The sequence below is a fragment of the Bacillus cereus group sp. BfR-BA-01492 genome (genome assembly GCF_022662815.1).
GTDB classification, from domain to species: domain Bacteria; phylum Bacillota; class Bacilli; order Bacillales; family Bacillaceae_G; genus Bacillus_A; species Bacillus_A cereus_BD.
Genome location: NZ_JAKUEH010000001.1, coordinates 41,673 through 64,990, shown reverse-complemented (window position 1 = coordinate 64,990; position 23,318 = coordinate 41,673). Strand labels below are relative to the sequence as shown.

The window sequence follows — 23,318 nt, the reverse complement described above, 5'->3', positions numbered from 1 at the left end:
TAAGGAGGAAAATCTGTGTCAATTCAAATAATTGATGGAAAACGTTTATCTCAAATGATTATTCAAGGAGCGAATAATTTAACTAACAATGTTAAACTTGTTGACGCATTGAACGTTTTTCCAGTTCCAGATGGCGATACCGGTACAAATATGAATTTATCAATGACTTCAGGGGCGCGTGAAGTTAAGGCAAATCCTTCACAGCATGCTGGTAAAGTCGGTGTAAGTTTAGCAAAAGGATTATTAATGGGAGCACGCGGTAATTCAGGTGTTATTTTATCTCAATTATTCCGTGGTTTTTCTAAATCCATTGAACAAAAAGAAGAATTAACAACAGTTGATTTTGCGGCAGCTTTAGAAGCTGGTGTAGAAACAGCATATAAAGCAGTTATGAAACCGATTGAAGGAACGATTTTAACAGTTGCAAGAGAAACGGCTAAATATGCAGTCACAGTTGCGAAAAAACAGCGTGACTTTGTTTTGTTTATGGAGGACGTTGTAAAAGAAGCGAATGCATCGTTAAATCGTACGCCAGATTTATTACCTGTATTAAAACAAGTTGGCGTTGTAGATAGCGGTGGTAAAGGTCTTGTTGTTGTATATGAAGGATTTTTGGCAGAATTAAAAGGAGAAACAATTGCTTCTAATGAGCCGACGCAACCACCTATGAATGAACTGGTACGTGCAGAACATCACCGTAGTGTACAAAGCCAATTGAGTACAGAAGATATTAAGTATGGTTATTGTACAGAGTTTATGGTGAAATTAGATGCAGAGAAGGCGAAGGAACATAATTTCTCTGAACAAAAATTCCGTGAAGATATTAGTGTATATGGAGATTCATTATTAGTTGTATCAGATGATGAAATCGTAAAAGTACATATTCATGTAGAACATCCTGGTGATGCAATGAACTATGGCCAACGCTACGGTAGTTTAATTAATATTAAAGTAGAAAATATGCGTGAACAGCATACTGCTTTATTAGATGAACCGGCACCAGTGCGTGAAAAAGTGAGTACAACAAAGGAAAAACAACCATATGGTATTGTAACTGTAGCAATGGGATCAGGTATTAAAACATTATTCGAAAGCATTGGCGCAACTCAAGTAATCGAAGGTGGCCAAACGATGAATCCTAGCACAGAGGATATCGTAAAGGCAATTGAAGAAGCAAATGCTGAGAAAATCATTATTTTACCGAACAATGGCAATATTGTGATGGCAGCAGAACAAGCGGCTTCTGTTGTGGATCAAGAAGTTCTTGTTGTTCGTTCAAAAACAGTTCCTCAAGGAATGGCTGCAATGCTAGCATTTAATCCAGCTGCTACTTTAGAGGAAAATGAAGAGAACATGAAAGAAGCATTATCTCATGTGAAAACAGGTCAAATTACGTATGCCGTTCGCGATACAGAAATTGACGGTGTAGCGATTCAAAAAGACGACTTCATGTGTATTGCAGATGGAAAAATTGTATCTACTAATCCTCAAAAAGTAGGGGCAACGAAGCAATTGTTAGAAAGTATGATTGATGAAGATTCTGAAATCGTAACGATATTACAAGGTGAAGATACAACAGCAGAAGAAGTTGCAGAAGTCATTGCATTTGTAGAAGAGAAATTTGAAGATGTAGAGGTTGAGGTGCATCAAGGAAATCAACCTGTATATTCTTTCATAGTTTCTGTAGAGTAAGATTTGCTAATGAACAAGAATGAATGATATGTAAAGTGTCTATCGTTCTTATTCAAAAGGCTAGTATATGATGAATGAAAAAGAGCCTTGCTGGTATAGTAGGGCTCTTTTTCATTCGGTTCTGTAAGAGTGGTTTCTTTTAGAATGCCTATGATACAATAGAAATCGTGGAAGCGAGCGATTGCAATATAAAATAAATTTGGATACTTGCAATCTTAATACGAAAAATTGACAAAGGTAAACAGAATGAACGAAGAAAATGATGTGACGGAGTGTGGAGATTTTGAATGAAGTTGTGCAAGTTCCTGTTACGGATGTAAAAGGAATCGGGACAGAAACATCTGAGCTATTACATGAGATGGGAATTTATACAGTCACGCATCTATTAGAGCATTTCCCATACCGCTATGAAGATTATGCAATGAAAGATTTAGCGGATGTAAAACATGAAGAACGTGTGACCGTTGAAGGGAAAGTTCATAGCGCTCCTATACTACAATACTATGGGAAGAAAAAATCTCGGCTTACTGTTCGCGTGCTCGTTGGTCGTTATTTAATTACTGCTGTATGTTTTAATAGACCTTATTATAAGCAAAAACTAAAGCTTGATGAAGTAGTTACCATTACTGGTAAATGGGATCAGCATCGTCAAACGATCTCTGTGTCTGAATTGCACTTTGGGCCATTTGTGCGGAAGCAAGAAATAGAGCCGGTATATTCGGTAAAAGGAAAGTTAACGGTGAAGCAAATGAGACGCTTTATCGCACAAGCTTTGAAAGAATATGGCAATGCTATAGTTGAGTTGTTACCAAATGGTTTACTTGGTCGATATAAGTTATTACCGCGTTATGAAGCACTTCGAGCGCTTCATTTTCCGGTTAATCAAGAAGATTTAAAACAAGCTCGTCGGCGGTTTGTATATGAGGAATTTTTCTTATTTCAGTTGAAAATGCAAGCTCTTCGTAAAATAGAAAGAGAAAATTCACAAGGAACGAAGAAAGATGTTTCAGTGGAAGGATTAAAAGAATTTATTGATGCGCTTCCATTTCCTCTTACAGGGGCACAGCAGCGTGTTATTACTGAAATTTTAAAAGACATGCGATCTCCGTATCGTATGAATCGCCTATTACAAGGTGACGTTGGGTCAGGGAAGACAGTTGTTGCCGCGATTGCTTTATATGCTGCTAAACTCGCTCATTATCAAGGTGCCTTAATGGTTCCTACTGAAATTTTAGCTGAACAACATTTTCAGTCATTGACAGAAATTTTCTCGCATTTTCATTTAAATGTGGAATTATTAACAAGTTCAGTGAAAGGGGCGCGTCGCCGAGAAATTTTAGCAAAATTAGAACAAGGTGAAATTGATATTCTTGTTGGGACACATGCTTTAATTCAAGATGAGGTTATTTTCCATAAACTCGGATTGGTTATTACGGATGAACAACATCGGTTTGGAGTAGCGCAGCGTCGTGTGTTGCGCGAAAAAGGAGAAAGTCCTGATGTTTTGTTTATGACGGCGACTCCTATTCCTCGAACATTAGCGATAACTGCTTTTGGAGAGATGGACGTTTCGATTATTGATGAAATGCCAGCTGGTCGTAAAGTGATTGAAACATATTGGACAAAGCATGATATGTTAGATCGCGTCTTAAATTTTGTTGCGAAAGAAGTAAAAAAAGGAAGACAAGCCTATGTAATTTGTCCGCTAATTGAAGAATCTGAGAAACTTGATGTGCAAAATGCAATTGATTTGCATAGTATGTTAACGCATCATTATCAAGGGGAATTTCAGGTTGGATTAATGCATGGACGTTTATCAGCTCAAGAAAAAGAAGAAGTGATGGAACAATTTAGTGAAAATAAAGTACAAATCCTTGTTTCAACGACAGTCGTTGAAGTTGGCGTGAATGTACCGAATGCAACAGTTATGGTCATTTATGATGCCGAGCGTTTTGGTTTATCGCAGCTTCATCAGTTGCGAGGGCGCGTTGGACGCGGTAGTGAGCAATCTTACTGCTTGCTAATTGCAGATCCGAAATCAGAAACGGGAAAAGAACGGATGCGCATTATGACTGAAACAAATGATGGATTTGTATTGTCAGAAAAAGACTTAGAATTACGTGGGCCTGGAGATTTTTTTGGAAGTAAGCAAAGTGGTCTACCAGAGTTTAAGGTGGCTGACATAGTACATGATTATCGAGCGTTAGAAACAGCAAGGCAGGATGCTGCGCTTCTTGTAGAATCGGAAGCATTTTGGTATAACGAGCAGTATGCAGCATTGCGCATGTATTTAGAAGGAACAGGTGTTTTTCAAGGTGAAAAGCTCGATTAAGAGAGAGTGTGAAAGTTTTTGTTGCATTCTACTTTTAATGAATATATACTACTGTTAGTACCTAGTCATAAAAAATGGATGGTGCGGTATGAAAAAAAGAAGAAGTAAAAAAGAAAGACAAGCGTTATTACAACAAACAATAGAAACCAATCCGTTTATAACGGATGAAGATTTAGCGGAACGATTTCAAGTTAGTATACAGACGGTTCGTCTTGATCGTATGGAGTTATCCATTCCAGAGTTAAGAGAAAGAATTAAGCATGTAGCTACAAAAAACCATGAAGAGAATGTAAAATCGTTACCACTTGAGGAAATTGTTGGGGAAATTATTGATATAGAATTAGATAGACATGCAATTTCCATTTTTGAAGTGAAACTAGAACATGTTTTTCAAAGAAATCAAATTGCCCGCGGGCATCATTTGTTTGCTCAAGCAAACTCACTAGCTGTTGCGGTTATTGATGAAGATCTAGCTTTAACTGCAAAGTCTACCATTCGATATATCCGTCCTGTAAAATTAGGAGAGCGTGTTGTTGCGAAAGCGCGCGTTGAGGATGTTGAGAATGATAAAGGGCGGACGATTGTCAAAGTGCGGAGCTTTGTTGGAGAAGAATTAGTTTTTACAGGCACTTTTGAAATGTATCGATCTAGTAATTATAGTGAGGAAGGTAACAATTTATGAAAATCGCAATAGATGCAATGGGCGGCGATCATGCTCCAAAGGCTGTAGTATTAGGAGCAATGAAAGCTATTAAAGAATATTCAGATTTACATATTACATTAGTAGGAAAAGAAGAGGAAATTCGTCAATACTTAACGAACGAAGAGCGAATTACTATACTTCATACAGATGAAAAAATTGAAGCGACAGATGAACCGGTAAGAGCAGTTCGTCGCAAAAAGCAAGCTTCAATGGTGCTAGCAGCGCAGCAAGTAAAAGAAGGGGAAGCAGATGCTTGTATATCAGCTGGTAGTACAGGAGCTTTAATGGCAGCTGGTTTGTTCGTTGTCGGCCGAATGGAAGGGATTGAACGACCTGCTTTGTCACCTACTATGCCAACTGTTGGTGGAGAAGGCTTTGTTATGTTAGATGTTGGAGCTAATGTTGATGCCAAGCCGATTCATTTATATCAATATGCATTAATGGGTTCTGTATATGCAGAAAAAGTAAGAGGAATTAAAAATCCACGTGTTGGACTATTAAATGTTGGTACCGAAGATGGGAAAGGGAATGATCTTTCAAAACAAGTATTTTCTATGTTAAAAGATGCCCCAATTCACTTTGTTGGGAACGTTGAATCAAGAGATTTATTGCAAGGTGTGGCAGATGTTGTTGTATGTGACGGTTTCACAGGAAATGTGGCACTAAAGTCATTAGAGGGAACCGCACTTGCATTATTCTCTATGTTAAAAGAGCAATTGATGAGCTCATTTACAAGTAAACTAGCAGCAGCAGTATTAAAACCGAAATTGATGACGTTAAAAGATAAAATGGATTATTCGGAGTATGGTGGGGCAGCGCTGTTTGGATTAAAGGCGCCTGTCATCAAGGCTCACGGTTCTTCTAATGACCAATCTATATTTAGTGCGATTCGTCAAACGAGAGAGATGGTAGCGAAAGAAGTTATTCCTACAATTTCAAGTGTAATGGAGAAAGAGCCACTCCGATAAGAGGAGGATTTGAAATGGGAAAACTAGCATTTCTTTTTCCAGGCCAAGGTTCACAGGCAGTAGGAATGGGAAAACAGTTAGCTGAAAATAATAAAAAAGTAGCAGAGGTATTTCAAAAAGCGGATCAAGTTTTAAATGAGCCTCTTTCACAAGTGATTTTTGAAGGGCCTCAGGAGAAACTAACATTAACGACAAATGCACAGCCGGCATTACTCACAACTAGTTTTGCAATTTTAACTGCCTTAAATGAATACGATATTACGCCTGATTATGTAGCAGGACATAGTCTAGGTGAATATAGTGCGCTTGTTGCAGCTGGAGCATTAACATTTGAAGATGCTGTTTATGCTGTGAGAAAACGTGGTGAATATATGGAAGAAGCTGTTCCAGGTGGGGAGGGCGCGATGGCAGCTATATTAGGTGCTGATCCGAATATCCTGAAACAAGTTACAGAAGAAGTGACAAATGAGGGGCATGCGGTGCAAATTGCCAATATGAACAGTGTAAAGCAAATTGTAATTTCTGGGACAAAGCAAGGGGTAGAGCTTGCTTCTCAAAAGGCAAAAGAAAAAGGAGCGAAGCGAGCGATTCCCCTTCGAGTAAGCGGACCGTTTCATTCTTCTCTTATGAAGCCGGCAGCTGAAAAATTTAAAAGTGTGCTAAATGAAATTGTAATTCAAGATACAAAGATCCCCGTTATTGCAAATGTTACAGCAGACTGTATGACAAACAAGGAAGAGATTCAAGAAAAGCTGATTGAACAACTTTATTCACCTGTGTTATGGTACCCATCCATTGAATGTATGATTGAGCAAGGTGTAGATACATTTATTGAGATTGGACCTGGAAAAGTACTTGCTGGTCTTATGAAAGCAATTGATTCATCTGTGAAAGTATATACGGTCTATGATGAAGAAACATTAAAAGATACCATTTCAAGTTTGAGAGGAGAAAGAGGATGTTAAAAGAGAAAATAGCACTTGTTACAGGTGCATCGCGTGGAATCGGTCGTGCAATTGCAATCGATTTAGCAAAACAAGGGGCGAAAGTGATTGTAAATTATGCCGGAAATGAGCAAAAAGCGAATGAAGTTGTAGATGAAATCAAGAAAATAGGATCAGAAGCAATTGCAGTAAAAGCAGATGTTGCAATTGCGGATGATGTTACAAATATGGTAAAACAGGCAGTAGATACGTTTGGACAAATTGATATTCTTGTGAATAATGCTGGCGTAACAAGAGATAATTTGTTAATGCGTATGAAAGAAGAAGAATGGGATACAGTTATGAATACAAACCTAAAAGGTGTATTCCTATGTACAAAAGCTGTATCTCGCTACATGATGCGCCAGCGTTATGGACGCATTATTAATATTGCATCTGTTGTAGGCGTGACTGGAAATCCAGGACAAGCAAACTATGTAGCTGCAAAGGCTGGAGTAATCGGTTTGACGAAGACATCGGCTAAGGAGTTAGCAAGCCGAAATATTACAGTAAATGCAATTGCTCCTGGATTTATTACGACTGATATGACAGATGTATTAGATGAAAAGGTAAAAGAAGAAATGTTAAAATTAATACCTGCTGCTCAGTTTGGTGAAGCGCAAGATATTGCGAATGCTGTAACATTTTTTGCTACGGATCAAAGCAAATATATTACAGGACAAACCTTACACGTTGATGGTGGCATGGTAATGTAAGAAAAGAAATAAGGAAAGAATCGATTTTACCTAGTTTTTTTTGATAATATTTAATATAATACTTGAGGGGAGGTGAATGGAATGGCAGATGTTTTAGAGCGTGTAACAAAAATCATCGTTGATCGTTTAGGTGTAGAAGAAACTGAGGTAGTACCAGCTGCGAGCTTTAAAGAAGATTTAGGCGCAGACTCCCTAGATGTAGTAGAACTTGTAATGCAATTAGAAGATGAGTTTGAAATGGAAATTTCTGATGAAGATGCTGAAAAGATTGCTACTGTTGGCGATGCTGTGACTTACATAGAGAGTCATCTATAATGTTTGAGTGAAGTCCCGTTTTTTAGCGGGGCTTTCTCGGCTTATATCTGGAGGGACCTATGCCGTACCGTAAATATAGAGAAAAAAAATATGAAGCAAAATATCGTGAAGCTTTTAGAGCGTTTCAACAAAAATTAGGTATTACGTTTACAAATGAAAAATTATTAATTCAAGCATTTACGCATTCATCGTATGTGAATGAGCATCGAAAAAAGCCGCATGAAGATAATGAACGCCTTGAGTTTCTTGGCGATGCTGTATTAGAGCTAACTGTATCACAGTATCTGTTTCAAAAATATCCGACAATGAGTGAAGGTGAGTTAACAAAACTGCGTGCAGCTGTTGTTTGTGAGCCATCTCTTGTACGTTTCGCTAATGAACTATCATTCGGTAGCCTTGTCTTATTAGGAAAAGGAGAAGAAATGACAGGCGGACGTGAACGACCAGCTTTATTAGCGGATGTCTTTGAAGCGTTTATTGGTGCCCTTTATCTTGATCAAGGATTAGATACAGTTTGGGGATTTTTAAAAGAAATTGTATATCCGAAAATTAACGAAGGTGCTTTTTCTCATGTGATGGATTATAAGAGTCAATTGCAGGAATTGATTCAACGTGATGGTAGCGGCAATATAGAGTACCAAATCTTGCAAGAAAAAGGACCTGCTCATAATCGAGAGTTCGTGTCCCGTGTTACATTAAATAGTGTAGCACTTGGTCTTGGAAGTGGAAAATCAAAAAAAGAAGCAGAACAACAAGCTGCTGCAGAAGCGTTGAGAAAATTAAAAGAACAATCATAAGGAATCCCCCTCATGTAAAGGGGGATTCCTTATGCATAGAGTGAAACTTTCTTTTTTATCCCGCTATTTTAGGGCAGTAAGACTCCCACCTCAAGATGCAGAGAGAAGCAAGGAAGATAGGTGGGAGTAGGGCTGCCCGTAACAGCCCGATTGGTGAGGGCTCATAATCAGTGGGGGATGAAGAAAACCCCCACTGATTAAAGTTCCACTTTATGTTAAGTGAATAGGAAAGTCTGTGCATGAAATGAGTTTATTTGATTAAATATTGTGTAACAACAGAGAACAGGAGGAAGGCCTTTCGTGTTTTTAAAGAGATTAGAAATAGCTGGATTTAAATCCTTCGCGGAACGTGTTGCTGTAGATTTCGTTCCGGGTGTAACATCGGTTGTTGGTCCGAATGGAAGCGGAAAAAGTAATATTACGGATGCAATTCGCTGGGTACTTGGTGAACAATCTGCCAAATCATTGCGCGGTGCAAAAATGGAGGATATTATTTTTGCTGGTAGTGATACGAGAAGAGCGGTTAATGTAGCGGAAGTAACATTAACTTTAAATAATGAAGATCAGCGCTTACCGATTGAATATAATGAAGTATGTGTAACACGCCGTGTTTCTCGTTCAGGCGATAGCGATTTTTTCATTAATAAACAGTCTTGTAGGTTGAAAGATATTATTGATTTATTTATGGACTCTGGTATGGGTCGAGAGGCTTTTTCAATCATTAGCCAAGGGAAAGTAGAAGAAATTTTAAGTAGTAAATCAGAAGAACGTCGCGGTGTGTTTGAAGAAGCAGCAGGCGTACTAAAGTATAAGTTGCGTAAAAAGAAAGCAGAAGGAAAATTAGCGGAAACGCAAGATAATTTAAATCGAGTTCAAGATATTATTCATGAATTAAGCAGTCAAGTAGAGCCTCTTGAAAGACAAGCTTCCGTTGCAAAAGATTATTTAGAGAAAAAGGAAGAGTTAGAAAAAGTTGAAGCAGCTCTTATTGTGTATGAAATTGAAGAATTATATAAAAAATGGGAAGCTCTTCGTCAACAATTTGGACATAATAAAGCTGAAGAAGTGAAGGTAGCAAGTCACTTACAAAAAAATGAGGCGGAACTTGAAGAGTTACGCGGGCAATTACAAGCTATTGATGAGTCTATTCATTCCTTGCAAGAAGTTCTTCTCCTTTCTAGTAAAGAATTAGAAAAGCTAGAGGGACAACGTGAATTGCTGAAGGAAAGAAAACAAAATGCCACAACACATTGCGCGCAATTAGAACAGTTAATCATTGAATTAACTGAAAAAATAGATGGCTATGAAGGTGAAATTGAAACAAGTACTGAAGAATTAATGAATTTTGCTAAACAAGTGAAAGAATTGGAACAGAAGTTACAAGAAAACGAAAAACTTCTTTCAACATATGAGGAGAATTTAGAGGAACAGATTGAGAATTTAAAAGGTGATTACATTGAACTTTTAAATAAGCAGGCAAGTTATCGTAATGAGCTTTCTATGATTGAAGAACAATTTAAACAACAAAACTCTAAAAACCAGCGCCTTGATGAAGAAAACGAAAAATATGTTCAAATGCGTATGCAAATTACAGCAAAAAAGGCGAAAATTGTAGAAAATTATGAACAGGTAAAAGAGAAAGTCGCTCATATTGTTCAGGATATACATAAGACAGAAGCTGCACTAGGAAAATGTAAATTGCAATATAGTGAAAATGAATCAAAGTTATATCAAGCGTATCAATTTGTTCAGCAAGCACGTTCAAGAAAAGAAATGCTAGAAGAAATGCAAGAGGATTATTCTGGTTTCTATCAAGGTGTACGTGAAGTATTAAAAGCTCGTGACAATATACTTCAAGGGATTGAAGGGGCGGTAGCAGAGCTTCTTACTGTACCGAAGGAGTATGAAGTGGCACTGGAGATTGCGCTTGGTGCCGCAATGCAGCATATTGTTGTTCAAACAGAAGAGCATGCTCGTAAGGCGATTACCTTTTTAAAGCAGAATAGACACGGACGAGCAACATTTTTACCTCAAGCAGTCATTAAGGGAAGATCTTTATCAGTGGATCAGTTGCGTATAATCAATCAACATCCTGCTTTTGTCGGTGTTGCAGCAGAGCTTGTGCAGTACGATCATAAATATGAAAATATCGTTTCAAATTTATTAGGTACAGTTGTTGTTGCAAAAGACTTACGGGGAGCAAACGAATTGGCGAAACAATTGCAATATCGCTACCGTATTGTGACGATTGAAGGAGATGTTGTGAACCCGGGCGGTTCTATGACCGGTGGCGCTGTGAAGCAAGCGAAATCTTCTTTATTAGGACGTCAGCGTGAATTGGAAGAGTGGAATGAGAAACTTGCTGACATGGAAGAAAAAACAACGAAATTAGAAAACTTTGTGAAAGCATTGAAGCAAGAAATTCAAGAGAAAGAAGAACAAGTGAAAGAATTGCGTCAAACGCTAGAAGCTGAACGTGTCATCGAACAGAAATTAAAAGAAGAAACGAATCAACTTGCGTTAGAAGAGCATCGAATTAATGACCGTTTATCAATCTATGATTTAGAGATTGAAGGCTTTATGCAAGATCAAGTGAAAATGCAAGGACGCAAGGCGGAGCTAGAAGAGATTTTAGCGAACCTTCAACAAGAGATTCACGCACTAGATACAGAAATTGTAACTTTAACAAAACAGAAAAGTGAACAGCACTCTTCGAAAGAAAAGGTGCAGGCAGAAATTACTGAGTTAAAAGTACAAGCTGCTGAAAAACAACAGCGTCTATCTAACCAAAAGGAAAAAGTGGAGCGCTTAACCAAAGAGAAAGATGAAGCGGAGCGTACTCTTGTTAAAACGAAAGAAGATTTATCGTTCTTAAAGCAAGAAATGACATCAAATTCGAGCGGTGAAGAACAAATTGCAAGTATGATCGAAAAGAAAACATACGATCGAAATCAGACAACAGAATTAATACGATCTCGACGTGAACAAAGAGTGGAATTCCAAGCGCGAGTAGAGCGCTTAGAACGCGACGTGAAAGATGCGCAGGGCAAACATAAGTATATTTTGGAAATGATAAGAGATCAAGAAGTTAAGATTAACCGACTTGATGTAGAATTAGAGAATAGGTTGCAGCATTTGCGTGAAACATATACGATTTCATTTGAAGCAGCAAAATTAAAATATACAATGACAATGCCTGCGGAAGAAGCTCGTAAAAAAGTCAAATTAATTAAATTATCAATAGAAGAGCTGGGAACTGTAAACTTAGGTGCAATTGATGAATATGAGCGTGTAGCAGAGCGTCATACATTCTTATTAGAACAGCGAGATGATCTAGAAGAAGCGAAAGAGACATTACACCAAGTAATTACAGAGATGGATGAAGAGATGAAAAAACGTTTTTCTACTACATTCCAATCTATTCGCACGGAATTCCAAGATGTATTCTGTGAATTGTTTGGTGGAGGAAGAGCAGATTTAGTGATGACCAATCCACAAGATTTATTAAATACAGGGATTGACATTGTTGCACAGCCTCCGGGTAAGAAATTGCAAAATTTAGGGCTGTTATCGGGCGGAGAACGTGCGCTAACTGCCATTGCCTTGCTCTTTGGTATTTTAAAGGTACGTCCAGTTCCTTTCTGCGTACTAGATGAGGTGGAAGCGGCTCTTGATGAAGCAAATGTGGCTCGTTTCGCGCAGTATTTGAAAAAATTTAGCGATGAAACGCAGTTTATTGTCATTACGCACCGAAAAGGTACAATGGAAGAGTCAGATGTTTTATATGGCGTAACGATGCAAGAATCAGGTGTATCGAAGCTTGTTTCTGTTCGTTTAGATGATGGAGAAAAACTGGTAGCAAGTAAATAGAAAGGATGGGAAGAATGAGTTTCTTTAAAAAGTTAAAAGAGAAGATTTCAAAACAAACAGATACTGTGACAGAGAAGTTTAAACATGGATTAGAAAAAACGAGAAATTCATTTGCTGACAAAGTAAATGATTTAGTGTATCGCTATCGTAAAGTGGATGAGGACTTCTTTGAAGAGTTAGAAGAGATATTGATCGGTGCCGATGTTGGAGTTACAACAGTAATGGAACTAATCGATCAGCTGAAAGATGAAGTGAAACGTCGTAACATTCAAGATCCAAAAGAAGTACAAGCTGTTATTTCTGAAAAATTGATCGATATTTATAAAGGTGAAGAAGAATTTAGTAATGAAATCAATATGCAGCAAGATCAATTAACAGTTATTTTATTTGTAGGTGTGAATGGAGTAGGGAAAACAACAACAATTGGAAAGATGGCACATAAATTTAAGTCAGAAGGAAAGTCTGTTTTATTAGCGGCGGGAGATACATTCCGTGCTGGAGCGATTGAGCAGTTAGAAGTATGGGGCGATCGCGTTGGTGTGGAAGTAATTAAGCAAGGATCAGGATCAGATCCAGCGGCTGTTATGTATGATGCTGTACAAGCGGCGAAAGCGCGTAAAGTAGACGTGTTATTATGTGATACAGCAGGACGTTTGCAAAATAAAGTAAACTTAATGAAAGAGTTAGAAAAGGTAAAACGTGTTATTGAACGTGAAATACCGGGAGCTCCTCATGAAGTATTATTAGTAATTGACGCAACAACTGGACAAAATGGTTTAAGCCAAGCGAAAACATTCCGTGAAGCAACGAATGTTACTGGCATTGTTTTAACGAAGTTAGATGGAACTGCTAAAGGTGGTATTGTATTAGCGATTCGTAACGAAATGGATGTACCGGTGAAATTTGTTGGATTAGGAGAGCAAATGGATGACTTACAGCAGTTTGACCCAGAACAATATGTGTATGGTTTATTTGCGAACTTAGTAGAAACAGAAGAAGTATAAGTGAAAGAAGCGGTATTTCCGCTTCTTTTTTATAAAAATATAGGGATGTTAAGAAAAAAACTTGACACTCTTTTGTACTCCATGTAAACTAATTCATGTAAAGGGAAATCACTTAACAAAGGATGATCCAACATGCTCGAAAAAACAACGAGAATGAATTACTTGTTTGATTTTTATCAATCGTTGTTAACGCAAAAACAAAGAAGTTATATGTCGCTTTATTATTTAGACGATTTATCTCTTGGTGAAATTGCGGAAGAATTTGATGTAAGTCGCCAAGCCGTGTATGATAATATTAAACGGACTGAGGCGATGCTTGAAGAATATGAAGAGAAATTAATGCTACTTCACAAATTTCAAGCAAGGCAGCAACTTGTTGCAGAGCTAAAACAGCTTATCAATGAAGAAGAGCATGTGAATGACAAGATGAAACAAGTTGTTGAAGATATCGAAAAACTAGATTAGGAGGGCGGCAATATGGCATTTGAAGGATTAGCCGACCGACTTCAACAGACGATGCAAAAAATCCGCGGCAAAGGAAAAGTTTCCGAATCCGATGTGAAAGAAATGATGAGAGAAGTTCGTCTCGCTCTTTTAGAAGCGGATGTTAACTTTAAGGTAGTAAAAGATTTTGTAAAGCGTGTGTCTGAGCGCGCTGTCGGACAAGATGTAATGAAAAGTTTAACACCTGGCCAACAAGTCATTAAGGTAGTACAGGAAGAACTGACAGAGCTTATGGGTGGAGAACAAAGTAAAATTGCTGTCGCAAATAAGCCGCCAACTATCATTATGATGGTCGGTTTACAAGGTGCAGGTAAAACAACAACAACAGGGAAACTTGCGAATTTGCTTCGAAAAAAGCATAATCGAAAACCAATGCTTGTTGCGGCGGATATTTATCGGCCAGCAGCGATTAAACAGCTTGAAACATTAGGGAAACAATTGGACATGCCTGTATTCTCGCTAGGGGATCAAGTGAGTCCAGTAGAAATCGCAAAACAAGCGATTGCTAAAGCAAAAGAAGAGCATCATGATTATGTTTTAATTGATACGGCAGGTCGTCTGCATATTGATGAAGAACTAATGGATGAATTAGCAAAAGTCAAAGAAGTTGCGAACCCTGATGAAATTTTCCTTGTTGTAGATGCAATGACAGGACAAGATGCGGTAAATGTTGCGAAAAGCTTCCATGAACAGTTAGGTTTAACTGGTGTTGTGTTGACGAAACTAGATGGTGATACGCGCGGTGGTGCAGCGCTATCTATTAAAGCGGTAACCAATACACCAATTAAATTTGCAGGTATGGGCGAAAAGCTAGATGCCATTGAACCGTTCCATCCAGAACGTATGGCCTCTCGTATTTTAGGGATGGGTGACGTTCTAACATTAATTGAAAAGGCGCAAGCTACAGTTGATGAAGAAAAAGCGAAAGAGCTGGAGCAAAAAATGCGTACGCTCTCGTTTACACTGGATGATTTCCTTGAGCAACTTGGACAAGTGCGTCAACTTGGACCGCTTGATGAGTTATTAGGAATGCTTCCTGGTGCGAACAAAATTAAAGGGCTCAAAAATGCAAAAGTTGATGACAAGCAAATTGGGCATATTGAAGCAATTATTCGTTCTATGACAAAACTAGAACGAGAACAACCGGAAATAATCAATGCTAGTCGAAAAAAGCGCATCGCCAAAGGCAGTGGTACAACTGTACAAGAAATTAATCGTCTCCTCAAACAGTTTGAAGACATGAAAAAGATGATGAAGACGATGACAGGCATGCAAAAAGGGAAGAAAAAAGGACTAGGTGGATTGAAGTTTCCATTTATGTAAGAGAAAAAAGATAGCTCTGTTAAGAAAAAATACTTTACAAAGCAATAGTCTTTTTGCTAATATAATTATCTGTGTGAAATAAATTCGGAGGTGCTTTATAAATGGCAGTTAAAATTCGTTTAAAACGTATGGGAGCTAAGAAGTCTCCTTTCTATCGTGTAGTTGTTGCAGATTCTCGTTCTCCTCGTGACGGACGTTTCATCGAGGAAATCGGTACTTACAATCCAGTTGCTCAACCAGCTGAAGTAAAAATCGATGAAGAAGCAGCATTAAAATGGTTAGGAAATGGTGCGAAACCATCTGATACAGTTCGCAATCTTTTCTCTAACCAAGGTATCATGGAGAAATTCCACTTATCTAAACAAGGTAAGTAATTGAGGTTATGACTATGGAAAGGTTAATCGAAACGATTGTCAAGCCTCTTGTAGATCATCCTGAAGATGTAAAAGTTATGCAGGAATTCCACAGCGGAGAGATAAAGTATCGATTAACAGTACATCCTGAGGATGTTGGAAAAGTCATTGGCAAGCAAGGGCGAGTTGCCAAAGCAATTCGAACTCTCTTGTATTCAGTGGGACATCATAATCATGAAAAAGTAACACTGGAAATTAAATAAACGTAAAAAGGGCGAGGAGTGATTTCCTCTCCCTTTTTTAACATGTAAAGAGAATTTGTATGCTCCGTATATAAAATGGAGATGCTGAATTTATATAGAAACCAGAGGTGACATACTGTTTATGACAAAATGGTTTAATGTAGGGAAAATTGTAAATACCCATGGTGTGAGAGGAGAGATTCGCGTCATTTCTCGTACCGATTTCCCAGAAGAGCGATATAAAGTTGGAAATACATTGTACATATGGGGAGATAAAGGGACTGAACCTCTTCCGGTAAAGGTTACATCTCATCGTCAACATAAAACGTTTGACCTATTAACATTTGAAGGATATAACAATGTAAATGAAGTTGAGAAATTTAAAGGTTCCCTGCTAAAAGTACCAGAAGAACAATTGGGCGAACTAGCAGAAGGTGAATATTACTACCATGAAGTAATCGGTTGCAAAGTTGTAACGGAAAATGGCGAAGAGTTAGGGACGATTACGGAAATTTTATCTCCTGGTGCGAATGATGTTTGGGTAATTAAGCGTCCAAAAGGGCAAGATTTGTTAATTCCATACATTGACGATATTGTATTGCAAGTTAATGTGGAACAAAAACAAGTAATCATTCATGTAATGGAAGGATTGCTATGATGAAAATTGATATTTTAACATTATTTCCAGATATGTTCACGGGTGTATTTGGGTCTTCAATCTTAAAGAAAGCGCAAGAAAAAGAAGCGGTTGAACTTCGTGTCGTAAATTTTCGTGATTATACAACAAGTAAGCATAATAGTGTAGATGATTATCCGTACGGTGGGGGCGCTGGTATGGTATTAACGCCCCAGCCTATATTTGATGCAGTAGAAGATTTAACAAAAGAAACAACAAAAAAGCCAAGAGTTGTATTAATGTGCCCACAAGGGGAAAGGTTCACACAAAAAAAAGCTGAAGAATTAGCTAAGGAAGAGCATGTGATCTTCGTATGTGGTCATTATGAAGGATACGATGAGCGCGTTCGTGAGCATCTAGTAACGGATGAAATTTCCATCGGTGACTACGTATTAACTGGTGGAGAATTAGCGTCAATGGTCATAACAGATAGCGTTGTACGTCTTTTACCAGGAGTATTAGGAAATCAAAACTCACAAGTGGAAGATTCTTTTAGCACTGGACTACTAGAACATCCACATTATACGCGTCCAGCTGATTTTCGCGGGATGAAGGTGCCGGATGTACTTATGTCAGGAAACCATAAAAAAATTGATGAGTGGCGCCATAAGGAATCGTTGCGTCGTACGTATACGCGTAGACCGGATTTACTGGAAGGACGCGAGCTAACAAAACAAGAAGAAATGTGGCTTGAGCAAATCAAAGAAGAACAATAAAAACTTCATATATTTTCTATTGCAACAGGCCTAGCAATATGCTATTATAACATTTGTGCTACTGAAGGCAGTAGCTATATTAACGATGTTCCGCTGTAATTTATGAATGACTTTATAAGAGCATCTGTTTAAAGGAGAGAATTGAATATGCAACAATTAATTGCAGAAATTACAAAAAGCCAATTAAAAACTGATTTACCTTCATTCCGTCCTGGTGACACTTTACGTGTACACGTAAAAGTAGTTGAAGGTACTCGTGAGAGAATTCAGATTTTTGAAGGTGTTGTAATTAAACGTCGTGGTGGCGGAATTAGTGAAACGTTCACAGTTCGTAAAATTTCTTACGGTGTAGGTGTTGAACGTACATTCCCAATTCACACACCAAGAATCGCGAAAATCGAAGTACTTCGCCGTGGTAAAGTACGTCGTGCTAAGTTATACTACTTACGTAACCTTCGCGGTAAAGCAGCACGTATTAAAGAAATTCGATAAGACATGTATGGGAGCTTGTAAATGCACAAGCTCCCTTTTTCCAATCTATATAGATTTTGATATAATACGAGCAGCTTATAGAATTGTGGAGGGGTTATACATGAAAAAGGAAAAAAGTTCGCTTTGGGAATGGATCAAAGCAATTTTGATCGCTGTTGTATTAGCGGGCGTTATTAAGCAGTTTTTCTTTGCGCCAATTCTCGTAGATGGTGTTTCGATGTCACCAACACTTCATGATCGGGATCGAATGATTGTGAATAAAATTGGATACCACATCGGTAAACCGAACCGTTTTGATATTATTGTATTCCAAGCAACGGAAGATAAGGATTATATTAAACGTGTTATTGGCTTACCGGGTGATGAAATCGAATATCGCAATGATACACTATATGTAAATGGAAAACCTTATGAGGAACCATACTTAGAGAAACAGAAAAAACAGCTTGTTGATGCGCCACTTACATATGATTTCAAACTTGAAGAAATTACAGGTAAGAAAACTGTTCCAAAAGATCAATTATTTGTATTAGGTGATAATCGTCGTTTTAGTAAAGATAGTCGCAGCATCGGAACAATTAAAATGGATCAAGTAATTGGAAAAGCAAATGTATTATACTGGCCGTTAAAAGATGCACGTATTGTGAAATAAACAAAAAAGAAGGTGGCAACATGGCAATTCAATGGTTTCCAGGGCATATGGCAAAAGCTAGACGCCAAGTAACAGAAAAGTTAAAGTTAATCGATGTTGTAATTGAATTAGTAGATGCACGTTTACCTTTATCTTCTCGAAACCCAATGATTGATGAAATCATTACACATAAACCAAGGTTAGTTGTTTTAAATAAAGCAGACATGGCGGATGATCGTCTCACTAAACAATGGATTACATATTTTGAAGAAAAAGGCCATAAGGCAATTTCAATCAACGCTCAAGCTGGACAAGGTATGAAAGAGATTACAGCTGCATGTAAAGAGCTTGTAAAGGAAAAGTTCGATAAAATGATTGCGAAAGGAATTAAACCAAGAGCAATCCGTGCATTGATTGTTGGTATCCCAAATGTCGGTAAATCGACACTCATTAATAAGTTAGCAAAGAAAAACATTGCAAAAACTGGCGACCGTCCAGGGGTAACAACAGCACAGCAATGGATTAAAGTTGGTAAAGAAATGGAGTTATTAGATACGCCAGGAATTTTATGGCCGAAATTTGAAGATGAATTAGTTGGACTTCGTCTTGCAACGACTGGTGCTATTAAAGATTCCATTTTAAACTTACAAGACGTGGCAGTTTATGCTCTTCGTTTTATGGAAAAACATTATCCAGAACGTTTAAAAGAGCGTTATAAATTAGAAGATATTCCAGAAGATATTGTTGAACTATTTGATGCAATTGGAAAAAATAGAGGCTGCTTAATGGGTGGCGGACTTATTGATTATGATAAGACTTCAGAGCTTATTCTTCGTGAACTTCGCGGTGGTAAACTGGGAAGAATGACATTTGAATCACCGGAGGAATTTGCAGAAGAAGCATAAGAAGGCGTGCGGTTGTACGTCTTTTCTTTTTGAGTGTTTCAAAAAGGAGGGCATAGAGTATGGAAAAATGGACGATTAAAGAAGCAAGTTGTTTATTGCAAGACATTGTAACGGAAGAGGATGAGCGTTTTCAAATATTATTAAAAGATGAGCGAAAAGGAATTCAAAATGCAATTTCCAAATGGCGAAAACAGAAAAAGAAAATGCAAGAAGAGAAAGAACAATTTCTAGAAATGTCTAAATATGAAAATGCATTACGCAAGCAGGGGATTTCCTATATTGCTGGCATAGATGAAGTTGGAAGAGGTCCTTTAGCTGGACCTGTTGTAACGGCTGCTGTCATTCTTCCAGAGGAATTCTATATACCGGGGCTAAATGACTCGAAAAAGCTCAGTGAAGCAAAGCGTGAGCTGTTTTATGATGAGATTAAAGAGAAGGCGATTGCAATTGGCATTGGGATTGTCTCGCCTCAAGTGATTGATGAAATTAATATTTATCAAGCGACGAAACAAGCAATGTTAGATGCGGTTGCCAATTTATCTTATGCACCGGAGCATTTATTAATCGATGCGATGAAACTGCCGACATCTATCCCTCAAACATCGATTGTGAAAGGAGATGCGAGAAGTATTTCTATTTCTGCAGCTTCCATTATTGCAAAGGTTACTCGTGATCGAATGATGAAAGAGCTTGGCAAAACATATCCTGAGTATGGTTTCGAAAAACATATGGGTTATGGTACGAAACAACATTTAGAAGCAATCGAGACATACGGAGTGCTAGAAGAGCACCGCAAAACCTTTGCTCCCATTAAAGACATGATAAAAAATAAGCTGTGAATCTACAGCTTATTTTTTTATTTTCGTATATAAACATTACTATTTTTCGAAAAGAATAAAGCGATTTCAGTTTTCTGACACTTTATTGTAGACATGGTGGCAATCATTTTATACAATGGCAATGTAATGTTTTTTAAACATTAAAAAACTTTTTGAGTAAAACAGGAAAACAGGGGAGGATGGGACCATGAATATCCATGAGTACCAAGGTAAGGCAATCCTTAGAAGCTATGGGGTTAGCGTTCCGAACGGGAAGGTTGCATTTACAGTAGAAGAAGCTGTAGAAGCAGCGAAAGAATTAGGCACAGACGTATGTGTAGTAAAAGCGCAAATTCACGCTGGTGGACGCGGCAAAGCCGGCGGTGTAAAAGTTGCGAAAAATTTAGATGAAGTTCGTACATATGCGGAAAATATTTTAGGTAGTACGCTTGTTACGCATCAAACAGGTCCTGAAGGTAAAGAAGTAAAACGCTTACTTATCGAGGAAGGATGCGACATTAAAAAAGAATATTATGTAGGTCTTGTGTTAGATCGTGCAACTTCTCAAGTTGTTTTAATGGCTTCTGAAGAAGGTGGAACAGAAATTGAAGAAGTAGCAGCAAAAACACCAGAAAAAATCTTTAAAGAATATATCGATCCGGCAGTAGGCTTACAAGGCTTCCAAGCGCGCCGAATCGCATTTCATATTAATATCCCAAAAGAGCTTGTTGGACAAGCTGTGAAGTTTATGATGGGCTTATATCGTGTATTTATCGAAAAAGATTGCTCTATTGCGGAAATCAACCCACTTGTTACAACAGGTGAGGGTAAAGTTATGGCACTAGATGCGAAATTAAATTTTGATTCGAACGCATTATATCGTCATAAAGACATTTTAGAGCTTCGTGATCTTGATGAAGAAGATCCAAAAGAAATTGAAGCTTCTAAATATGATTTAAACTATATTCCTTTAGATGGAAATATCGGTTGTATGGTTAACGGTGCTGGTTTAGCGATGGCCACAATGGATATTATTAAGCATTATCATGGGGACCCAGCTAACTTCTTAGATGTTGGTGGTGGCGCTACAGCTGAAAAAGTTACAGAAGCATTCAAAATTATTCTTTCTGACAAAAACGTAAAAGGTATTTTTGTTAATATTTTTGGTGGCATTATGAAATGTGATGTAATCGCAGAAGGCGTTGTTGAAGCAACGAAACAAGTAGGATTAGAATTACCACTTGTTGTTCGTCTAGAAGGTACGAATGTAGAATTAGGTAAGAAAATTTTAAATGAATCTGGCTTAAATATTGTTGCAGCAGAATCTATGGCAGACGGTGCGCAAAAAATTGTTTCACTAGTGGGCTAATAGAAAGCGGGGGAGAAAAATGAGCGTATTAGTTAATAAAGATACAAAAGTTATTGTTCAAGGTATTACTGGTTCTCAAGGTCTATTTCATACAAAACAAATGATTGAATATGGTACAAAAATTGTCGGTGGTGTTACACCTGGTAAAGGTGGTACAGAAATCGAAGGTGTACCTGTATTCAATACAGTAGAAGATGCAGTGAAATCGACGGGTGCGAATGCTTCTGTTGTATACGTTCCACCTGCTTTTGCAGCGGATGCAATTATGGAAGCTGTTGATGCAGAACTTGATTTAGTTGTATGTATTACAGAAGGAATTCCTGTATTAGATATGGTAAAAGTGAAGAAATATATGGCAGGTAAACATACGCGTTTACTTGGACCGAACTGCCCTGGTATTATTACGCCAGACGAGTGTAAGATTGGTATTATGCCAGGGTATATTCATAAAAAAGGCCATGTAGGTATCGTGTCTCGCTCTGGTACATTAACATATGAGGCTGTGCATCAATTAACGCAAGCAGGAATTGGTCAATCAACTGCTGTAGGTATTGGGGGAGACCCTGTTAATGGTACTGATTTTATTGATGCATTAAAAGCATTTAATGAAGATGAGGAAACACATGCAGTTATTATGATTGGTGAAATCGGTGGAACAGCAGAAGAAGAAGCTGCTGAATGGGTAAAAGCAAATATGACAAAACCTGTTGTCGGTTTCATTGGCGGTCAAACAGCACCAGCAGGTAAGCGTATGGGTCATGCTGGTGCGATTATTTCTGGCGGTAAAGGAACAGCTGCTGAAAAAATTAAAACAATGGAAGCATGCGGTATTAAAGTTGCTGAAACGCCAGCTGTAATGGGTGAAACATTAATCTCTGTTTTGAAAGAAAAGGGATTATTTGAAACTTGTAAAAACTACTAATCTTTTTGAAAGGCACCTTCTCATTGAGGGTGTCTTTTTACCTATTTTTTGTTTACATAATAAAAATTATGGGTAAGGAGAATGTTTATGAAGCGAGAACGATTACTCCATTTGCACTATTTTTTAGCAGACCATTGGAAAGTATTAAAAAAATTGCTCCATATGGATCCGCAGTTAAGAGATGTTTATAAATTTAGTCCGGAACAATTTGAACAGTATATAGGATTATCCTCAAAGCTATCATTTGAACTTGTAAATTTTCTTCAAACATCAACACCTCCGCAATGTATGCAGCATTTAGAAAAAAATCAAATGTTTTATGTCACGATATGGGATAAAGATTATCCTCGTTTATTAAGGGAAATACCAGATCCTCCTTTCATTTTGTATGGGAAAGGACGAAGGGAGTATTTAAAGAAAATGGATCCATTCGCAGTAGTTGGGACAAGAAAGCCGTCTTTATATTCAAAAGAAAGCATACAATCTATTTTACAACCACTGATAAATAAAGGATGGTTAATTGTGAGCGGATTTGCAAGCGGAATTGATACAATGGCTCATAGAATTGCAGTAGAGCAGGAAGGAGCGACTATTGCGGTGTTAGGACATGGATTGCAGTATATGTATCCGAAAGAAAATGATCGTTTGTATACAATGTGGAAAAAACAAATGTTGCTATTAACTGAATATCCGCCGCATTATCCGCCAAAAAAATGGTATTTTCCTAAAAGAAATCGCATTATAAGTGGGCTTTGTAAAGGAACTTTAGTTATAGAGGCGAAATCAAGAAGTGGCTCACTTATTACTGCCGACTTTGCTTTAGAGCAAAATAGAGAGGTATTTGCACTGCCAGGCCCTATATTTGTAGAGAGTGCATGTGGAACAAATCAATTAATTCAGCAAGGGGCAAAACTTGTTCAAAACGCAACAGATATACTCGAAGAATTTGTAAATTAACCGTATATTTTTATGTTTTTATTAAACAAT

The 23,318-nt window shown here is 37.8% G+C and carries 23 protein-coding genes; all 23 read left to right on the top strand.

Annotated features, from left to right (window positions below):
• The first annotated feature begins 15 nt into the window (after positions 1-15).
• The 23 genes from MR063_RS00320 (at position 16) to dprA (ending at position 23,288) form a co-directional block, all read left to right on the top strand.
• Positions 16-1,692 (top strand): DAK2 domain-containing protein, encoded by a 1,677-nt coding sequence (locus MR063_RS00320; protein ID WP_242192693.1) that lies wholly within the window; start codon positions 16-18, stop codon positions 1,690-1,692.
• A gap of 283 nt (positions 1,693-1,975) precedes the next feature.
• Complete coding sequence (gene recG / locus MR063_RS00315; RefSeq protein WP_242192691.1) at positions 1,976-4,024, top strand: ATP-dependent DNA helicase RecG; 2,049 nt, start codon at positions 1,976-1,978, stop codon at positions 4,022-4,024.
• Positions 4,025-4,112: 88 nt separating this feature from the next.
• Positions 4,113-4,706, top strand: coding sequence for a transcription factor FapR (gene fapR, locus MR063_RS00310; protein ID WP_242144521.1), 594 nt, complete (start codon positions 4,113-4,115; stop codon positions 4,704-4,706).
• Positions 4,703-5,695 (top strand): phosphate acyltransferase PlsX, encoded by a 993-nt coding sequence (gene plsX, locus MR063_RS00305; RefSeq protein WP_242144522.1) that lies wholly within the window; start codon positions 4,703-4,705, stop codon positions 5,693-5,695. Before fapR ends, plsX begins: the two co-directional genes overlap by 4 nt.
• A 14-nt stretch (positions 5,696-5,709) precedes the next feature.
• Positions 5,710-6,660: an ACP S-malonyltransferase gene (gene fabD, locus MR063_RS00300; protein WP_242192689.1), complete on the top strand. Its 951-nt coding sequence runs from the start codon at positions 5,710-5,712 to the stop codon at positions 6,658-6,660.
• A complete protein-coding gene (gene fabG / locus MR063_RS00295) occupies positions 6,654-7,394 on the top strand; it encodes a 3-oxoacyl-[acyl-carrier-protein] reductase (protein ID WP_242192687.1) in 741 nt (246 codons plus the stop codon). The genes fabD and fabG overlap by 7 nt, the downstream gene beginning before the upstream one ends.
• An 81-nt stretch (positions 7,395-7,475) precedes the next feature.
• Positions 7,476-7,709, top strand: coding sequence for an acyl carrier protein (gene acpP, locus MR063_RS00290; protein WP_000786062.1), 234 nt, complete (start codon positions 7,476-7,478; stop codon positions 7,707-7,709).
• 59 nt (positions 7,710-7,768) lie between these two features.
• Positions 7,769-8,506: a ribonuclease III gene (rncS, locus tag MR063_RS00285; protein WP_242192684.1), complete on the top strand. Its 738-nt coding sequence runs from the start codon at positions 7,769-7,771 to the stop codon at positions 8,504-8,506.
• Between the two features lie 300 nt (positions 8,507-8,806).
• A complete protein-coding gene (gene smc, locus MR063_RS00280) occupies positions 8,807-12,376 on the top strand; it encodes a chromosome segregation protein SMC (RefSeq protein ID WP_242192683.1) in 3,570 nt (1,189 codons plus the stop codon).
• 14 nt (positions 12,377-12,390) lie between these two features.
• Positions 12,391-13,380 (top strand): signal recognition particle-docking protein FtsY, encoded by a 990-nt coding sequence (gene ftsY, locus MR063_RS00275; protein WP_242144527.1) that lies wholly within the window; start codon positions 12,391-12,393, stop codon positions 13,378-13,380.
• Positions 13,381-13,512: 132 nt separating this feature from the next.
• The gene (locus MR063_RS00270; RefSeq protein ID WP_012094941.1) at positions 13,513-13,845 is read left to right on the top strand and encodes a putative DNA-binding protein; all 333 of its coding nucleotides are present in this window, start codon (positions 13,513-13,515) and stop codon (positions 13,843-13,845) included.
• A 12-nt stretch (positions 13,846-13,857) separates the two neighbouring features.
• Positions 13,858-15,207: a signal recognition particle protein gene (gene ffh, locus MR063_RS00265; protein ID WP_242192682.1), complete on the top strand. Its 1,350-nt coding sequence runs from the start codon at positions 13,858-13,860 to the stop codon at positions 15,205-15,207.
• Positions 15,208-15,308: 101 nt separating this feature from the next.
• Entirely contained in the window at positions 15,309-15,581 is a 273-nt protein-coding gene (gene rpsP / locus MR063_RS00260; RefSeq protein WP_242144529.1) for a 30S ribosomal protein S16, read from the top strand.
• Positions 15,582-15,595: 14 nt separating this feature from the next.
• Complete coding sequence (locus MR063_RS00255; protein ID WP_012094938.1) at positions 15,596-15,823, top strand: KH domain-containing protein; 228 nt, start codon at positions 15,596-15,598, stop codon at positions 15,821-15,823.
• Positions 15,824-15,944: 121 nt separating this feature from the next.
• The gene (rimM, locus tag MR063_RS00250) at positions 15,945-16,460 is read left to right on the top strand and encodes a ribosome maturation factor RimM (protein ID WP_242144530.1); all 516 of its coding nucleotides are present in this window, start codon (positions 15,945-15,947) and stop codon (positions 16,458-16,460) included.
• Positions 16,460-17,194: a tRNA (guanosine(37)-N1)-methyltransferase TrmD gene (gene trmD / locus MR063_RS00245; RefSeq protein WP_242192681.1), complete on the top strand. Its 735-nt coding sequence runs from the start codon at positions 16,460-16,462 to the stop codon at positions 17,192-17,194. Before rimM ends, trmD begins: the two co-directional genes overlap by 1 nt.
• 147 nt (positions 17,195-17,341) lie before the next feature.
• Positions 17,342-17,686: a 50S ribosomal protein L19 gene (rplS, locus tag MR063_RS00240; RefSeq protein ID WP_242144532.1), complete on the top strand. Its 345-nt coding sequence runs from the start codon at positions 17,342-17,344 to the stop codon at positions 17,684-17,686.
• 100 nt (positions 17,687-17,786) lie between these two features.
• Positions 17,787-18,338 (top strand): signal peptidase I, encoded by a 552-nt coding sequence (gene lepB, locus MR063_RS00235; RefSeq protein WP_242144533.1) that lies wholly within the window; start codon positions 17,787-17,789, stop codon positions 18,336-18,338.
• Positions 18,339-18,358: 20 nt separating this feature from the next.
• Positions 18,359-19,222, top strand: coding sequence for a ribosome biogenesis GTPase YlqF (gene ylqF, locus MR063_RS00230; RefSeq protein ID WP_012094932.1), 864 nt, complete (start codon positions 18,359-18,361; stop codon positions 19,220-19,222).
• A gap of 59 nt (positions 19,223-19,281) precedes the next feature.
• Positions 19,282-20,061 carry a ribonuclease HII gene (locus tag MR063_RS00225; RefSeq protein ID WP_242192679.1) on the top strand — a complete coding sequence of 260 codons (780 nt, stop codon included), beginning with the start codon at positions 19,282-19,284 and terminating at the stop codon, positions 20,059-20,061.
• Between the two features lie 187 nt (positions 20,062-20,248).
• Complete coding sequence (gene sucC, locus MR063_RS00220; protein WP_242192677.1) at positions 20,249-21,409, top strand: ADP-forming succinate--CoA ligase subunit beta; 1,161 nt, start codon at positions 20,249-20,251, stop codon at positions 21,407-21,409.
• A gap of 19 nt (positions 21,410-21,428) precedes the next feature.
• On the top strand, positions 21,429-22,331 hold the full coding sequence (gene sucD / locus MR063_RS00215; protein ID WP_242144536.1) for a succinate--CoA ligase subunit alpha: 903 nt from the start codon (positions 21,429-21,431) through the stop codon (positions 22,329-22,331).
• Positions 22,332-22,418: 87 nt separating this feature from the next.
• Entirely contained in the window at positions 22,419-23,288 is an 870-nt protein-coding gene (gene dprA, locus MR063_RS00210) for a DNA-processing protein DprA (RefSeq protein WP_242192676.1), read from the top strand.
• Positions 23,289-23,318 lie beyond the last annotated feature (30 nt).

Coding starts and splice junctions, on each gene's coding strand:
- fapR (WP_242144521.1), top strand. CDS start 4,113: ATGAAAAAAAGAAGAAGTAAAAAAGAAAGACAAGCGTTATTACAACAA.
- plsX (WP_242144522.1), top strand. CDS start 4,703: ATGAAAATCGCAATAGATGCAATGGGCGGCGATCATGCTCCAAAGGCT.
- fabD (WP_242192689.1), top strand. CDS start 5,710: ATGGGAAAACTAGCATTTCTTTTTCCAGGCCAAGGTTCACAGGCAGTA.
- fabG (WP_242192687.1), top strand. CDS start 6,654: ATGTTAAAAGAGAAAATAGCACTTGTTACAGGTGCATCGCGTGGAATC.
- acpP (WP_000786062.1), top strand. CDS start 7,476: ATGGCAGATGTTTTAGAGCGTGTAACAAAAATCATCGTTGATCGTTTA.
- rncS (WP_242192684.1), top strand. CDS start 7,769: ATGCCGTACCGTAAATATAGAGAAAAAAAATATGAAGCAAAATATCGT.
- ftsY (WP_242144527.1), top strand. CDS start 12,391: ATGAGTTTCTTTAAAAAGTTAAAAGAGAAGATTTCAAAACAAACAGAT.
- MR063_RS00270 (WP_012094941.1), top strand. CDS start 13,513: ATGCTCGAAAAAACAACGAGAATGAATTACTTGTTTGATTTTTATCAA.
- ffh (WP_242192682.1), top strand. CDS start 13,858: ATGGCATTTGAAGGATTAGCCGACCGACTTCAACAGACGATGCAAAAA.
- rpsP (WP_242144529.1), top strand. CDS start 15,309: ATGGCAGTTAAAATTCGTTTAAAACGTATGGGAGCTAAGAAGTCTCCT.
- MR063_RS00255 (WP_012094938.1), top strand. CDS start 15,596: ATGGAAAGGTTAATCGAAACGATTGTCAAGCCTCTTGTAGATCATCCT.
- rimM (WP_242144530.1), top strand. CDS start 15,945: ATGACAAAATGGTTTAATGTAGGGAAAATTGTAAATACCCATGGTGTG.
- trmD (WP_242192681.1), top strand. CDS start 16,460: ATGAAAATTGATATTTTAACATTATTTCCAGATATGTTCACGGGTGTA.
- rplS (WP_242144532.1), top strand. CDS start 17,342: ATGCAACAATTAATTGCAGAAATTACAAAAAGCCAATTAAAAACTGAT.
- lepB (WP_242144533.1), top strand. CDS start 17,787: ATGAAAAAGGAAAAAAGTTCGCTTTGGGAATGGATCAAAGCAATTTTG.
- ylqF (WP_012094932.1), top strand. CDS start 18,359: ATGGCAATTCAATGGTTTCCAGGGCATATGGCAAAAGCTAGACGCCAA.
- MR063_RS00225 (WP_242192679.1), top strand. CDS start 19,282: ATGGAAAAATGGACGATTAAAGAAGCAAGTTGTTTATTGCAAGACATT.
- sucC (WP_242192677.1), top strand. CDS start 20,249: ATGAATATCCATGAGTACCAAGGTAAGGCAATCCTTAGAAGCTATGGG.
- sucD (WP_242144536.1), top strand. CDS start 21,429: ATGAGCGTATTAGTTAATAAAGATACAAAAGTTATTGTTCAAGGTATT.
- dprA (WP_242192676.1), top strand. CDS start 22,419: ATGAAGCGAGAACGATTACTCCATTTGCACTATTTTTTAGCAGACCAT.